Here is a 15,866-nt window from a genome sequence, read left to right on the forward strand (position 1 = left end):
AAAAAACGTTGAAGAGCAGGCTGACATCATTTTTATAACCTTATTAGTCAATCTTAACGCAACTATTTAAGACTGGGCTGTTAAGGTAAATACATGCTGCGGTGCTTATTTATAAACAAAAACTGTGTAAAACACCCCGTTTATTCACTCTTAATGAATAAACAAGCATAATTGACTGTAAGCATGGTCAATGCAACAGTTTAACTAATCTATAAAAAAAACACTCAAACAAATAAAACATCACAAATTCAACAAATTAATATATTACCGTGAACTTTATGAACAAAAATAAAGCGTTCATAAAAATCTTGCTATTAGTTTTTTTATCTGAAAATTAAATTTTTCTAGTTTGAACAAAAACCAACTATTGCGTATTATTCTCCCATACCGAGCTAGCGCAGCAATGAATACTTCATTCAGCCCAGTTCTTTGCAATATGATTCTGATTTTTCGTATTGCTATGCTTAAAGTCTTCTTGATAAAACTTGATGAATTTAAGCAGTGTTACTTAGATTACTTCCTTCAACTTGTTGTTTGCCCGCATTTTATGCGGGCTTTTTTTGCCTGCAAATCACGCACAGCACTACCTCGCTATGGCGCATACAATATCGTTTACAAACTTAACAGCATGTGAATTGTATTAGCCCAAATAACTAAATAATCTAAACTTTAAGTAATATGCTAATCACGCGATTAACTTAAACACAGCAAAATAGACATTTGAATAGTGGCTAAAAGAACAGTATAGAAGATGTGTGAGGTGGGTTTGCAGCCATACGCACGCATACAGCTACAATAAATGTACTTTATTCTTGTTTGGGTAATAAGCCAAAGTGATGATAGGCGTTATCAGACACAATACGCCCTCTTGGCGTACGTTGGATAAATCCTTGCTGGATGAGGTAAGGCTCGATCACATCTTCAATGGTTTCTTTTTCTTCACCGATAGCGGCGGCTAAGTTGTCTAACCCTACCGGACCCCCCATAAACTTTTCAATGATCGCGAGTAAATATTTACGGTCCATATAATCAAAGCCGCTTTTATCGACATCAATCATATTAAGTGCCAGCTCTGCTACTTCGGCATTTACAGTACCGTCTGATTTAACTTGTGTGTAATCTCGTACCTGGCGTAATAATCGATTAGCGATACGTGGCGTACCACGAGAGCGTTTAGCAATTTCAATAGCACCTTCATCACACATGGCTAAATTTAAATAATGAGCAGAACGCCCCACTATAGTCGATAAATCTGCCACCGAATAAAACTCTAAACGCTGCACAATACCAAAACGGTCTCTAAGTGGTGAGGTTAACGAGCCTGCGCGAGTGGTTGCGCCAATTAAGGTAAAAGCGGGTAAATCGAGCTTAATGGAACGAGCTGCGGGCCCTTCACCAATCATTAAATCGAGTTGATAATCTTCCATTGCAGGATAGAGTATTTCTTCAACTTGCGGGCTTAGCCTATGTATTTCATCAATAAAAAGTACATCGCCTTCTTCTAAATTGGTCAGTAGTGCGGCTAAATCACCGGCTTTTTCAAGCACTGGGCCCGAGGTTGTTTTAATACTGACATTCAGCTCATTGGCAACAATGTTTGCTAGTGTGGTTTTCCCCAAACTCGGCGGACCAAATATTAATAAATGATCAAGCGCTTCACCCCGACTACGTGCAGCTTCTATAAATATTTCCATTTGCTGTTTAACATGGGGCTGACCAGTATAATCGGCTAATAGTTTTGGTCTAATCGCGCGATCGACTACATCTTCATTTCTTTGTTCAGTCGCATCTATTAAACGATCCGCTTCAATCATGGTTTACTCACAACATTGATTTTAGAGATTCTTTGATCAGAACCTCTGTAGACATACCAGGCTTGGCCACTGATTTTACTGTTTTTTGTGCTTGCGCCAATTTATAACCTAATGACACTAACGCAGAGATTGCATCATCTGCCGCATTATTAGCAATAAGTGCGTCAGATGCGGGCTCTATAACTGCATTATCACTAAATGGCGTGAATAAGTCATTACCCCAATCTTTTAATCGGTCTTTCATTTCAAGTACCAGGCGCTCTGCGGTTTTTTTACCTACACCTGGCAGTTTCACTAAACTGGTGGCATCTTCGTTATTCACACAGCTAACAAATTGCTTAGCCGACATCCCTGAAAGTATTGCTAATCCGAGCTTTGGCCCAACGCCATTGGCTTTTAATAGCTCTCTAAATAATGCTCGCTCAATTTTATTATTAAAGCCAAATAATAACTGGGCGTCTTCTCTTACTACAAAATGAGTATACACAATGGCATTTTCGCCAATGTTTGGTAAATCATAAAAACACGTCATCGGCATGTTAACTTCGTAACCAACACCGCTTACTTCAAGCAAAATTTCTGGCGGTTGTTTTTCTACTAAGATGCCATTTAAGCGACCTATCATGTTATTTCCTTAATCGTCCTCTAACGGTTTTACTGGCACTGCCCGCTAGTTTTATTAAATTTTGATCGGAATGAGCATGGCATATCGCAATGGCTAATGCATCGGCTGCATCCGCTTGCGGTGTGCCTGGCAATTTTAAAATATTTTTAACCATATGCTGCACTTGCGATTTATCGGCACCACCGTGCCCTACCACCGCTTGTTTAATTTGCCGCGCCGAGTATTCAAACACCGGTAACTCAGCCATTGCCGCACCAACAATTGCAGCTCCTCTGGCTTGGCCTAATTTAAGAGCTGAATCAGGATTATGCGCCATAAATACTTTTTCAATGGCAAAATGATCGGGAGAGAATTGTTCGATTAGTTGACTGATCCCCTGATAAATCATTTTTAATCGAATAGGAAACTCGTGATCGGCCAGTTTTATACAACCGCTGCCTAAATAAGTAAATTTAGCACCTTGATGGGCAATCACCCCATAACCGGTTAATCGTGAGCCAGGATCAATCCCTAAAATAATAGCCAATACTTGCCCAATCAGTGTAAATAGTTAAGTACGCTAATAATGCCAGAGCACTGTATAAATTACCAGTGCATTATTGGCATAAAAAAGCCCGTAAAAACGGGCTTGTTTAATTGCTAACCTTTTAGGCTAAAGAGCGTAGTAACCCTTGGGTATTTTTACGCATGGTTCTAGCTATCATAAAGTAGCCCAGTGATGCCACAAACACACCACCCACTAATGGTCCAATAAGCCAAATATGCGGGTGCAGCTTACCTGCTAAGTCAAACATCTCACGTTGCACTATTAATAAAGCCACATCACTGACCAACGCAGCGACAAAACCAGCAGCGCTGCCCAGCAATAAAAACTCATATAAAGTGGCATTTTTTATTAGCCGCCCTTTGGCGCCTAAGGTACGCAATATGACAATTTCCTGCATCCGTTCACCAAGGCTTGCTTGCACTTGCGAAATTAAAACCAAGCCACCACACATCACCACGATCGCCAGTACAAATCCAATTGCCAGCGATACTTGCGAAATAGTAGAACGTATTTGTTTGACAAAGCTGTCAACGTCGATGGCGTTGATTGTCGGGTAGGCACGTAGTAGCTCACTAAAATCGCGTTTTTGCTCGGCTTCGATACGCACTGATGAAATATACGTCGCAGGAAAATCAGCCAGTACATCAGGGCTTAATATAATAAAGAAATTAGGCTTCAAAGTAGCCCAATTAACTTTACGAACACTGGTGATTTTGGCATCAAATGACTGGGCGCCAATCAAAAATGTTAGCGTATCACCCAGTTTCACATCTAAGCGTTCTAGCATAGATTCTTCGATCGATGCTTCAGCGGTGGCATTGTCGCCAAACCACTGCCCGTCTATGATCTCATTTTGCACAGGGACTTGCTCTAACCATGTAAGATTTAGCTCTCGACCAATACCTGCGCGTGCTTCTTCGTCTTTCTTCTCGTTATCTTGTAATGAGACTTCGCGAGCAACTAATTCACCATTAACAGCGTTTACGCGACCACGAATAGTCGGATAGAACTCAGATACTTGAATATTTTTTTGCTCTAAAAAGCTTGTTACGTCTGGCAATTCAGTTTCGGTTATATTGACTAAAAAAGCATTCGGCGCGTCGCTTGGAAGTTGCGATTGCCAATCTGCGATCATATCGTTTTTCAGCACCACTAAAAATAACAATAGCTTTATTGCCAACGAAAAACTGATCAACTGTACCGCATTAGCATTGGCACGTTTTTGCAACGAAGCAATCGCTAATGACCAACTATTCCCGGGCGCAATCCTAGTTTACGTCCGCTGCCAAAGATTAACCGCGATAATACAAACAGTATTGCAATCAAAATTAAAGTGGAGACAAACAAAATAGCGGTAATTTTAAGGTTATTACTAAACAACCACATTAATAAAAAGACTGTTAAGCCCGACATAGCTAAATGCACTTTACTTACTAATAGCTTATCGCCTAAGTTACGGCGTAATACCCTAAGCGGTGGAATATCAAATAAATCTAATAACGGCTTGATTGAAAACATCACCGCACAGATAACGCCAGTACTAATCGCCACAAACCACGGTTTTATACCCGCAGCAGGAAGAGTATTGTTCATTGATTTAGCTAAATAACTAGTAGCTATCTCTTGTAAACCATAGCCAATGGCTAAGCCAAGTATGACCGACAAAGCACACACCAGTGATAAATGCAGTAAGTAAATTTTGCGAATTGTCGATCGGCTACCACCTAAGGTTTTCATCATCGCAACTGGGTCATATTGGCGTTCGCAATAACGCTTTGCAGACACGGCAATAGCCACCGCCGCTAAAATAATGCCCAATAACCCCGCTAATAATAAAAAGCTTTCAGCGCGGTTTAAGCTATTTGCAATCGGCGACTGTCTGTCTTTAACACCATACCATTGCTGGTTTTCTTTCATTTGTGGTTTTAGCCAGCTATAAAAGTCAGTAAGGTTACTCTCATCCCCTGCATACAACTGGCGGTAAAAAACACGGCTGCCCGGCTGGATCACTTCAGTTTTGTCTACATCTTGGTTATTTAACAACACACGACGACTACTTGAAAAAATATTAAATGGCGCATCAGGCTCTTCCACCAATACTTTTTCAATATTAAATTGCGCAGCGCCAAGCTCAACCGTATCACCTACTTTTACATTTAGTGCATAAAATACCGATTCACTAAACCACACATTACCAACAGCTGGCCCTTGCGTGGCCACTTCAACCTCTCCGGTTAAGCTGCTTTTAACTTTTAGTTCGCCCTTAAGTGGGTAATGCTCCGACACCGCTTTTACTGAGCTTAATTGCATTCCGTCATTAGCAAACAGCATAGTATCAAAGTAAGTTAGCTGTGCGGTTTGTAAGTTGTATTCGCTTGCTGTTGTTAAATATTCACCCGGTAATTCATGGTTGCTTGCCAGCACGCGATCAGCGGCAATAAAGGCGCTGCTTTTTTGCGCTATGCTTTGCCCTATGCGATCAGTCACCATAGAAAGCGTTAAAACCGTCAATACCGCCAACGCTATGGCCGCACAAATCACCGTAAGTTCACCACGGCGAAATTCCCGGCTAAATAATTTTAATGCTAATTTAACCCACATTCGCCACAGCCTCATTGGTATTTTTAACTAATTGACCCGCTTCAATTTGTAACACATGCTGACACTTTGCTGCTAACGCCTCATCATGTGTGACTAAAATCAGCGTCGTGCCATGAAGCTGATTAAGCTCGAATAACAGTGACTCAATTAACTTACCATTTTTGCTATCAAGATTTGCTGATGGCTCATCGGCGAATAAAATCTTTGGTGTGCCAATAAATGCGCGAGCAATCGCTGCACGCTGCTGCTCACCACCAGACAATTGCGACGGATAATGCTCAATACGATGACTTAAACCTACTTTTTCCAGAAGATCGAGTGCTTGTTGCTTGGCATTTTTTTCACCAGCAAGCTCTGCCGGTAACATCACATTCTCAAGTGCTGTTAAACTCTGTACTAACATAAATGATTGAAATACGAAACCGACTTTTGCAGCTCTTAATGCCGCACGCGCTTCTTCATCAAGTTCATGCAGCGGCTCACCATCTAAATAAATTGATCCCTGAGTCGATTGGTCAAGCCCTGCGAGCAAACTTAATAAAGTTGATTTACCTGAACCTGAGGTACCAACTACAGCAACTGAGTCTCCAGACTTGACATTAAAGGTGATGTCACTGAGGATGGGCAAATCCCCTTCAAGGGTATTAACCATTTTAGAAAGACCTTTAACCTGAATGATATTTAATTGAGATAGCGCTGACATATGATGTATTCAATCCTACGTTTTATTTTCGTTTTACTATTAGTAATCAAACCACTTAGTGCGGCAGCTGACAACACAATTTTAATTTTAGGTGATAGTTTAAGCGCCGCCTACGGCTTAAAACAAGAGCAAGGCTGGGTTAAACTGTTACAAGATAAGTACGACAACGAGCAAGCACCAATCCAACTTATCAATGCCAGTATCAGTGGCGAAACCACCGGTGGCGCACTGCGTCGTTTAGACGCCCTACTTAATGAGTTTCAACCGAGCCATGTACTTATAGAGCTTGGTGGTAACGACGGCCTGCGTGGCTTTCCAATTAAACGCCTAAAAGAAAACCTAGCCAGTTTAGTGAGCAAGAGCAAACAAGCTGATGCCAAAGTAGCGATTATGGAAGTACACATCCCGCCTAACTATGGGCCACGTTATACCGGATTATTTACCGCTAGTTTTGCTGAGGTTGCTGGTGCCACAAACAGCCATTTAATGCCATTTTTTATCTTGAATGTCGCTGCTGATAATAGCCTGATGCAAAACGACAACATACACCCTAACAAAACTGCTCAACCTATACTACGAGATGTGATGTATAAATCGATCAATGACTGGATAAATAACTAAACATCCTCATAAAATGATTTATTTCACTCAGTACGTGCAATAAATGTTCAAACAAACAAAAGCTTATTGATTTTTGAAAAAATATACGTACTATTGCTTGCAACGTCGGTATGTAGCGCAGCTTGGTAGCGCACTGTCATGGGGTGGCAGGGGTCGAGAGTTCGAATCTCTCCATACCGACCAATTAACTGCCAAACCCTATAAAAATCAATCTCCACTCAGGTTTTAAATAAATCATCCAAAATACGTTGTTATTTGCGCTTTACACACCACTGTATTTTCAAGCTTCGCGAGCATTCTTACTCTTGCACCATTCACTAAACATAAATTGGGTGCGATATGTCCGATATCAGCATCGATGATCACTGGGAATAAACATTCGCCGAGCGCTAGAGTAAGTGCTTGGTAGTAATCTATAGTTTGCTCAGGGGCGCTGATCACCCCACTTCTTCCGATAATCAACCCATTAATATCGCTAAAAACATTATTCAATTTAAGTGCTATTAAAAACCGTGCTAATGCACTGGGGTGAAGTTCAGCATTTTCTAAATATAAAACCAGTCCATGCGATGCATATTGCTTTTTAAATTCATCCAAGGCTAAAAATGGTGACGCAAGTAATAAACCGAGCGTATCTAAACACCCGCCAAATAACCGCCCAGATAGTTCCACTTCGCGATTATCTTTGACATTTAAGCAGCGCCATTGGCTCGGTTGCGTGAGTGAAAATAGTGCGTCGGGTGTCTGGGCATAATTAATCGCATCACTTTGATAAAATTGTGCCGGTGTTTGTGTAAACTCACCGCCTGCGGCTAATTCAAGCGTTTTAAATACTTGTAAGCAGTGAGTATCTTCCTCGCTTGGGTGCAATTGCATTAGGTTAGTACAATGTAATGTGGTCCATCCACATTTGGCCGTTAAAGTACAAGCGAGTGTACTAATGTCAGAAAATCCAACGAGCCATTTAGGCCGCGCTTTTTTAATTGCATTAAAATCCAGATATGGCAGTACTTCCATGGCAAGCTCACCACCCCACGGCGGCATAATTGCGGCAATGCTGTCATCAAGTAAGAATGCCATTAGCTCATCAGCGCGTTGTTTTGCTGGGCTACTTTGTTGTCTTAAGCATTTACCTTCGACTACTTGGTAGCCACGGCGTGTTAAGCCAGAAAGTACGCGTTCCAGGCGTGGGTGAAAGATGCTCTCAACACCGGATGAAAATGCGCAAATGGCAATTTTATCGCCGTTTTTTAATGCGTCAGGAAAAGTAATAGCTGTCATCAACATCTGCAAATTATCAATATGTTAGCTTAACGTACCCAATTTATTAAGAAATGTCGAGATTGTTTATGGCATAAAAAAACCGATGCAAGCATCGGTTTTTAAAAACGTGAAAATGAGTAAAGTAATTAAATGTACTCAACCTCAATGATTTCGTATTCCACGTCGCCTTTCGGGGTTTTAATGATCACAGCATCATCTGCTTGTTTACCAATTAAACCACGGGCAATCGGTGAATTAACCGAAATACGGTTATCTTTAATACTTGCTTCATCATCACCAACAATTTGGTATTTAACTTCAGCATCAGTCTCAACATTAACGATTGTTACTGTGGTACCAAAAATAACTTTACCCGTATTTGGTAGTTTAGTCACATCAATGATTTGTACATTTGAAAGCTTAGCTTCAATTTCTTGAATACGGCCTTCGCAAAAACCCTGTTGCTCACGCGCTGCGTGATATTCAGCGTTTTCTTTTAAGTCACCATGTTCACGTGCAACTGCAATATCAGATACAATTTTTGGACGGGTAACTGTTTTTAATTCGTTAAGTTCTTTGCGCATTAAATCTGCGCCACGAACTGTCATCGGAATTGTTTGCATACTTTTCTCACTTAATCCCAAGGCCGATAAACGGCCTTGGCACATTTCCTTAGTTCAATCGCAGGTGTAGTTCTTGAACTGACGTCACTTTGCTGCGGTCGTCTGCTTGGTTAGCAGTACAGTTAGCAAATGCCGCATTCAAGGTCGTTGTATAGTTAGTTTTGTGTTGCAATGCACCACGACGTAACACCTTCGAATCTTCGATCGCTTGGCGACCTTCGGTAGTATTAACGATATAGCTATACTCGCCATTTTTGATTCTATCAAGAATGTGCGGGCGACCTTCAAATACTTTGTTTACACGACGTACTGCAATACCAGCATCTTCAAGTGCAGCGGCTGTGCCACCTGTTGCATCTAGTTCAAAACCTAGGTCTGTCATGGTTTTAGCTAGTTCAACAATACGTGGCTTATCGCTATTACGCACAGATAGTAACGCGCGGCCACCGCGTGGTAAAGTGTTGCTTGCACCTAATTGTGCTTTTGCAAAGGCTTCGGCGAATGTATCACCGACACCCATTACTTCACCAGTAGAGCGCATTTCAGGGCCACGGATAGGATCCACACCTTGGAACTTAGCAAATGGCAATACCACTTCTTTTACGCTGTAGTAAGGTGGTATCACTTCTTTAGTAATGCCTTGGCTTGCTAAAGATTGACCCGCCATACAACGTGCCGCTACTTTTGCAAGTGCCACACCGGTCGCTTTTGATACGAACGGTACCGTACGCGCTGCACGTGGGTTTACTTCGATTAAGTACACTTTGCCATCTTTAACAGCAAACTGTGTATTCATCAAACCAACCACGCCAAGCTCCAGTGCCATGTCAGTTACTTGCTTGCGCATTACGTCTTGCACTTCTTGTGATAACGAATGTGCTGGTAATGAACAGGCTGAGTCACCTGAGTGAACACCCGCTTGTTCAATGTGTTCCATGATGCCGCCGATGATCACTTGCTCGCCGTCGCAAATTGCGTCAACATCAACTTCAATCGCGTTATCTAAGAAACGGTCAAGTAGTACTGGTGCTTCGTTTGATGCAGATACGGCTTCGGTCATGTAACGACGTAAGTCTTGCTCGTCATACACGATTTCCATTGCGCGACCACCTAGTACATACGAAGGACGTACAACCAGTGGGAAACCAATTTCAGCTGATTTTAAAATCGCTTCTTCAGTTGAAGTAACAGTAGCATTTTCAGGCTGAAGCAGGTTTAAACGCTCAACAAGTTGTTGGAAACGCTCACGGTCTTCTGCACGGTCAATCGCATCTGGTGAAGTACCAATTACTGGCACGCCGTTAGCTTCAAGTTCACGGGCAAGTTTAAGTGGTGTTTGACCACCGTATTGCACGATTACACCAACAGGCTTTTCTACACGTACGATTTCAAGTACGTCTTCAAGGGTAATTGGTTCAAAGTATAAACGGTCTGACGTATCGTAGTCGGTAGAAACCGTTTCAGGGTTACAGTTAACCATGATAGTTTCGTAACCGTCTTCACGTAGTGCAAGGGCTGCGTGAACACAACAGTAATCAAATTCAATACCTTGGCCAATACGGTTAGGACCGCCACCAATAACCATGATTTTATCACGATCAGATGGGTTAGCTTCACACTCTTCATCGTACGTTGAGTACATGTATGCAGTATCAGAGCTAAACTCTGCAGCGCACGTATCAACGCGCTTGTATACTGGCACGATGTTTAATAAATGACGCTTTTTACGAATTTCAGCTTCAGACACACCGGCAATTTCAGCGATACGAGGGTCAGCAAAACCTTTACGTTTTAACTTACGAAGGAAATCAGCGCTTAAGCCAGCCATGCCCACTTCGGCAATTTTAGCTTCGTCTTTTAAGATGTCTTCAATCTGTACTAAGTACCAACGGTCAACTTTCGTTAACTGAAACACTTCTTCAACGCTCATGCCGTGACGCATTGCATCAGCAATATACCAAATACGCTCAGCGCCTGGCTCACGTAATTCACGGATGATTTTCTCTTTCGCTTTCGGGTCGTCAAGTGCCACGATTGGGTTGAAACCCGTTGCGCCAACTTCCAGACCACGTAATGCTTTTTGTAACGACTCTTGTTGGTTACGACCAATCGCCATTACTTCGCCTACAGATTTCATTTGCGTGGTTAAACGGTCGTTTGCACCAGCAAATTTTTCAAAGTTAAAGCGAGGAATTTTTGTGACTACATAGTCGATTGATGGCTCGAACGACGCAGGTGTTTTACCACCGGTGATGTCATTTTGTAGCTCATCAAGTGTGTAGCCTACCGCTAGCTTAGCCGCGATTTTAGCAATCGGGAAACCGGTTGCTTTTGAAGCAAGTGCTGATGAACGTGATACACGTGGGTTCATCTCGATAATAACCATACGGCCGTCATCAGGATTAACACCAAACTGTACGTTTGAGCCACCTGTTTCAACACCAATTTCACGCAGTACTGCCATAGAGGCATTACGCATTAATTGGTATTCTTTGTCAGTTAATGTTTGCGCAGGAGCAACGGTGATTGAATCGCCAGTATGAACACCCATTGGGTCAAAGTTTTCAATTGCACAAACGATAATGCAGTTGTCGTTTTTGTCACGCACAACTTCCATTTCGTACTCTTTCCAACCGATCAATGATTCATCAATCAATAGCTCGCTGGTTGGAGAAAGGTCTAAACCGCGTTCACAAATTTCTTCAAACTCTTCTAAGTTATACGCCACACCGCCGCCGGTGCCGCCCATAGTGAAAGAAGGTCGAATAATACACGGTAAACCAATGCGTGTGATGATGTCTTTTGCTTCATCCATTGAATGAGCAATTTCAGCACGCGGGCATTCTAAACCGATATTTCTCATTGCGATGTCGAAACGTTCGCGGTTTTCTGCTTTATCGATTGCATCAGCTGTTGCGCCAATTAGCTCAACACCATGCTTTGCCAATACACCGTGCTTGTCTAGTTCTAGCGCACAGTTTAATGCGGTTTGACCACCCATTGTAGGTAGCACTGCATCTGGCTTTTCTTTTTCAATAATTTTTTCTACCACTTCCCAATGAATTGGCTCGATGTAGGTCGCATCAGCCATATCAGGATCGGTCATAATTGTTGCAGGGTTTGAGTTAACTAAAATAACTCGATAGCCTTCTTCTCTAAGTGCTTTACACGCTTGAGCACCAGAGTAGTCAAATTCACAGGCTTGGCCGATTACAATCGGGCCTGCGCCTAGGATAAGAATGCTTTTTATGTCGGTACGTTTTGGCATTGTTACTCCGGTTTAATTAGTTGTTACGCGCTTGCATCAAATCGATGAAGTGGTCAAATAATGGGGCTGCATCGTGTGGACCTGGGCTTGCTTCAGGGTGACCTTGGAAGCTAAAAGCAGGTTTGTCGGTGCGGTGAATACCTTGCAACGTTCCGTCAAATAACGATTTATGCGTAGCACGAAGGTTATCTGGTAACGTTGTTTCATCGGCAGCAAAACCATGGTTTTGCGCAGTGATCATTACTACGTTACGGTCTAAATCTTTCACTGGGTGGTTACCACCGTGATGACCAAACTTCATTTTCACTGTTTTTGCACCCGAGGCAAGGGCTAACAATTGGTGACCTAAACAGATACCAAAAATAGGAATTTCAGTTTCTAAAAAGGCTTTAATTGCTTCAATGGCGTAAGTACACGGTTCTGGATCGCCCGGGCCATTCGATAAGAAGATACCATCTGGGTTAAGTGCTAACACGTCAGCTGCCGAGGTTTGTGCAGGTACAACGGTTAATTTACAACCACGGTCTACAAGCATACGGAGAATATTACGCTTCACACCGAAATCATAAGCAACAACGTGAAACTTTTCATCGGCTGCGTTTAGAGTTTTGAACCCTGCGCCTAATGTCCAGCTTGATTCACGCCACTCGAAATTTTCCTTGGTTGATACTACTTTCGCTAAATCCATACCTTTTAAGCCTGGGAAGGCTTGCGCAGCTGCGAGCGCTTGGTTTTCATCTAATTCGTCACCTGCAATAATACAACCGTTTTGAGCGCCTTTATCGCGCAAAATACGGGTAAGCTTACGGGTGTCGATGTCTGCAATACCTAAGATATTACGTTCTTTTAAGTAATCATCTAACGATTGCTCGTTACGGAAATTACTTGCTAGCAGTGGCAAATCACGGATCACTAGGCCTTTAGCCCAAATGTGACTCGCTTCTTCGTCTTCGCTGTTAGTACCCGTATTACCTATGTGTGGGTACGTCAAAGTTACGATTTGTTCCGCGTATGAAGGGTCAGTCAGAATTTCCTGATAACCAGTCATTGATGTATTGAATACTACTTCACCGACAGACATGCCGTCAGCGCCGATTGCAGTACCGCGAAACACTGTGCCGTCTTCTAGAACTAACAGAGCGGATTTAGTCAAGTTAACCTCCTAACAGTAAAAAACGGGAGTAAAGTCATTTGCTTTACTACCCGTTTATAGCGATTGGAAACACGCAATTATGAATTTTTGGCAAATTAGCGCTATTTTATAGTAATTTTGCCTTTTAGGTCTAACCCTATTTCAATAATCAGTAAAAATAAGCCCTATAAGCCAAAAAAGCCACCAAACACCCAAAAAGTAACTAAACTACTTCAAGTCGAGGACATCTTGCATGTCATAAAGTCCTGCAGGCTTATTTTTCAACCAGCCCGCAGCTCTTACTGCGCCTAATGCAAAGGTCATTCGAGAACTTGCTTTATGAGTTAATTCAAGCCTTTCGCCAGAAGTTGCGAAATATGCGGTATGTTCACCAACTATATCTCCGCCTCGGAGCACCGAATAACCAATTTCATTTTGCGATTTTTCTGTTTCTACTCGGCTGCGATCAAATATCGCAACCTCATCATGCACCTCACCCTTTTGCATCGGCAATTGCCTCACCAATGGCAAGTGCAGTGCCTGATGGCGCATCTATTTTATGGCGATGATGCGCTTCAAAAATTTCGATATCTAAATCATCACCAAATTTAGTGGCGGCGGTTTGCACTAAATTCAACAGTAAATTTACGCCTACGCTGTAATTTCGCGCAAACACAATTGGAATCTGCTTGGCAGCCGTTTGTAACGCCAGCATATCGTCGTCATTTAAACCGGTGGTGCCAATCACCATCGGGATATTTTGTGCAACAGCTGTTTTTAAATGCTCACGCATACCCGCTGGGAGCGTAAAATCAATCAGTACGTCGGTATTGTCAACGTTGCGTTCATCACTAAAATTAACTGTCGCAGGTGCTGCGCTATTTAATTGATTAACGGCAATATTTAATAAGGGAGAACTGCTGCGTACATAGGCTGCACTAAGCTCGGTATGATTATTTTTGTGAGCGGCTTCAATTAATGCCAACCCCATTCTTCCGTTTGCGCCAAATACGCCTATTCGATTCATATTAATAACCTATGCATTTTTTGAGTTGGCTAGATTTTATCTAAAACTCGTGTAATAGTCAGGTAAGCCTTTTAAAAAATAATAATAACAGATACCCATAGACTTTAGCCATCTATACATTTAAACTTCTTTCTTTGCGCCGATTTGGTCTTTGGCTTGCGGGCGCTGTTGAGGTACTTATCATTGTGGTAGGTATGACAACTAAATTCAGCTAAAAGAGGGATGTTTTGGCTGTGTTAGTTGTGCAAGAAGTTATCTAACGAGGAATATGATGCAGCCATCATTTAATAAAACAACAGCAAAACTATCTTTGCTCCCCCTATTAACCTTTGTGGCCTTATTTTTAGGCGCGGGTTTATACCTGCAATCACAAGGGGTCGATTACGCTTTTTATCAGCTCCCTGCCCCTGTTGCTATTTTACCGGCGATTATGCTGGCGTTTATGTTAAATAAAAACACCATTAACCACAGTGTAGAAACCTTTATAAAAGGTGCCGGTCACAACAACATCATTACCATGTGCTTAATTTATTTACTTGCTGGGGCATTTTCTGCCGTCGCAGGTGCAACAGGCGGCGTGGATGCGGTTGTTAACGCCGGTTTATCACTTATTCCACCAGCATTACTTTTACCGGGCTTATTTTTAATTGCAGCGGTAGTATCTACGGCCATGGGTACTTCAATGGGTACTATCGGGGCGATTGGCCCGATTGCGTATGCGGTCTCTATTAAAACCGGTATTGATCCAGCATTAATGGCCGGTACGATTGTGTCAGGTGCGATGTTTGGCGATAACTTATCAATTATTTCTGATACCACCATTGCTGCAACGCGTACCCAAGGCTGTGAGATGAAAGATAAATTCCGTGAGAATTTAAAAATCGCATTGCCAGCAGCTATCCTTACTATTGGTTTATTATTCTTTTTAACTCCTGCGGCTCAAGCAGTAGAAACTAAAGATTACGATATTCTATTAGTACTACCTTATGCATTTATTTTAGTACTAGCGGTGATGGGCTTTAATGTATTTGTGGTGCTGTTCAGCGGTATTATATTTGCGGCACTGATGGGCTTTACTGGCAGTTATGAAGGTGCCAGCTTTGTAAAAGATATTTATAAGGGCTTTACTGATATGCAAGAAATATTCTTGCTGTCGATGTTTATTGGTGGCTTATCAGAGTTTATTCGTATTAACGGTGGCCTTGATTATATCGCGCAAAAGATTCAAGCCATTACTAAAGTCATTGCAAAATGGCACAGAAAAGTGGCAGATCAACTTGGTATTGCCGCGTTAGTTATGACCAGCAACGTATGTATAGCGAATAATACCGTGTCGATTATTGTTGCCGGTCCTATCGCCAAAAAACTTGCCGATGATGGTGAGATCAGCGGTAAGCGTTCAGCAAGCTTACTGGATATTTTCGCCTGTGTTACGCAAGGATCTCCTCCCTTATGGTGCACAAGCGTTACTACTTGGCGCAACATTTAAAATTAGCCCGTGGCAAGTATCAACCTCATCTTACTACTGCTTTATATTGGCATTTACTGCTATAGCTGTAATTTGCCTACGCCGAAATAAGGCATAAATACTTAAGCAGATGCGCTCACGTTTGGGCGTATCTGCTATACTTTGCACTTTACT

The 15,866-nt window shown here is 42.2% G+C and carries 9 protein-coding genes, 1 tRNA gene and 3 pseudogenes; 3 read left to right on the top strand and 10 right to left on the bottom strand.

Translation table 11 applies throughout. The features are described from left to right. Positions 1–806: 806 nt before the first annotated feature. The 5 genes and pseudogenes from ruvB to P4S61_RS00300 form a co-directional block, all read right to left on the bottom strand. Positions 807–1,814 carry a Holliday junction branch migration DNA helicase RuvB gene (gene ruvB, locus P4S61_RS00280; protein ID WP_337117580.1) on the bottom strand — a complete coding sequence of 336 codons (1,008 nt, stop codon included), beginning with the start codon at positions 1,812–1,814 and terminating at the stop codon, positions 807–809. A 7-nt stretch (positions 1,815–1,821) separates the two neighbouring features. Then, complete coding sequence (gene ruvA, locus P4S61_RS00285; RefSeq protein WP_145233091.1) at positions 1,822–2,439, bottom strand: Holliday junction branch migration protein RuvA; 618 nt, start codon at positions 2,437–2,439, stop codon at positions 1,822–1,824. Between the two features lies 1 nt (position 2,440). Next, positions 2,441–2,965, bottom strand: coding sequence for a crossover junction endodeoxyribonuclease RuvC (ruvC, locus tag P4S61_RS00290; RefSeq protein WP_145233090.1), 525 nt, complete (start codon positions 2,963–2,965; stop codon positions 2,441–2,443). 121 nt (positions 2,966–3,086) lie between these two features. Continuing rightward, positions 3,087–5,587, bottom strand: a pseudogene (locus P4S61_RS00295) (ABC transporter permease). Next, positions 5,577–6,290 (bottom strand): ABC transporter ATP-binding protein, encoded by a 714-nt coding sequence (locus P4S61_RS00300; protein ID WP_337117581.1) that lies wholly within the window; start codon positions 6,288–6,290, stop codon positions 5,577–5,579. Before P4S61_RS00300 ends, P4S61_RS00295 begins: the two are co-directional and overlap by 11 nt. Between P4S61_RS00300 and P4S61_RS00305 the strand changes: the two genes are divergently transcribed. Both P4S61_RS00305 and P4S61_RS00310 read left to right on the top strand, forming a co-directional pair. Beyond that, positions 6,291–6,911 carry an arylesterase gene (locus P4S61_RS00305; RefSeq protein ID WP_145233087.1) on the top strand — a complete coding sequence of 207 codons (621 nt, stop codon included), beginning with the start codon at positions 6,291–6,293 and terminating at the stop codon, positions 6,909–6,911. Positions 6,912–7,017: 106 nt separating this feature from the next. After that, a tRNA-Pro gene (locus P4S61_RS00310) sits at positions 7,018–7,094 on the top strand. A gap of 51 nt (positions 7,095–7,145) precedes the next feature. On the opposite strand, the gene P4S61_RS00315 is transcribed toward P4S61_RS00310, so the two are convergent. The 5 genes and pseudogenes from P4S61_RS00315 to dapB all read right to left on the bottom strand — a co-directional run bounded on the left by P4S61_RS00315 (position 7,146) and on the right by dapB (position 14,224). Continuing rightward, complete coding sequence (locus P4S61_RS00315; protein ID WP_145233086.1) at positions 7,146–8,192, bottom strand: S66 family peptidase; 1,047 nt, start codon at positions 8,190–8,192, stop codon at positions 7,146–7,148. Positions 8,193–8,320: 128 nt separating this feature from the next. Further along, positions 8,321–8,797, bottom strand: coding sequence for a transcription elongation factor GreA (gene greA, locus P4S61_RS00320; RefSeq protein WP_145233085.1), 477 nt, complete (start codon positions 8,795–8,797; stop codon positions 8,321–8,323). 49 nt (positions 8,798–8,846) lie between these two features. After that, positions 8,847–12,065: a carbamoyl-phosphate synthase large subunit gene (gene carB / locus P4S61_RS00325; RefSeq protein WP_145233084.1), complete on the bottom strand. Its 3,219-nt coding sequence runs from the start codon at positions 12,063–12,065 to the stop codon at positions 8,847–8,849. A 16-nt stretch (positions 12,066–12,081) separates the two neighbouring features. Next, on the bottom strand, positions 12,082–13,218 hold the full coding sequence (gene carA, locus P4S61_RS00330; RefSeq protein ID WP_145233083.1) for a glutamine-hydrolyzing carbamoyl-phosphate synthase small subunit: 1,137 nt from the start codon (positions 13,216–13,218) through the stop codon (positions 12,082–12,084). A 207-nt stretch (positions 13,219–13,425) separates the two neighbouring features. Beyond that, a pseudogene (dapB, locus tag P4S61_RS00335) lies at positions 13,426–14,224 on the bottom strand (4-hydroxy-tetrahydrodipicolinate reductase). Positions 14,225–14,495: 271 nt separating this feature from the next. Here dapB and P4S61_RS00340 point away from each other — a divergent pair. Then, a pseudogene (locus P4S61_RS00340) lies at positions 14,496–15,810 on the top strand (Na+/H+ antiporter NhaC family protein). Positions 15,811–15,866: the final 56 nt, after the last annotated feature.

It is taken from the genome of Pseudoalteromonas sp. B160 (assembly GCF_037162485.1).
Lineage (GTDB): Bacteria > Pseudomonadota > Gammaproteobacteria > Enterobacterales > Alteromonadaceae > Pseudoalteromonas > Pseudoalteromonas rhizosphaerae.

Coding starts and splice junctions, on each gene's coding strand:
- ruvB (WP_337117580.1), bottom strand. CDS start 1,814: ATGATTGAAGCGGATCGTTTAATAGATGCGACTGAACAAAGAAATGAA.
- ruvA (WP_145233091.1), bottom strand. CDS start 2,439: ATGATAGGTCGCTTAAATGGCATCTTAGTAGAAAAACAACCGCCAGAA.
- P4S61_RS00300 (WP_337117581.1), bottom strand. CDS start 6,290: ATGTCAGCGCTATCTCAATTAAATATCATTCAGGTTAAAGGTCTTTCT.
- P4S61_RS00305 (WP_145233087.1), top strand. CDS start 6,291: ATGATGTATTCAATCCTACGTTTTATTTTCGTTTTACTATTAGTAATC.
- P4S61_RS00315 (WP_145233086.1), bottom strand. CDS start 8,192: ATGACAGCTATTACTTTTCCTGACGCATTAAAAAACGGCGATAAAATT.
- greA (WP_145233085.1), bottom strand. CDS start 8,797: ATGCAAACAATTCCGATGACAGTTCGTGGCGCAGATTTAATGCGCAAA.
- carB (WP_145233084.1), bottom strand. CDS start 12,065: ATGCCAAAACGTACCGACATAAAAAGCATTCTTATCCTAGGCGCAGGC.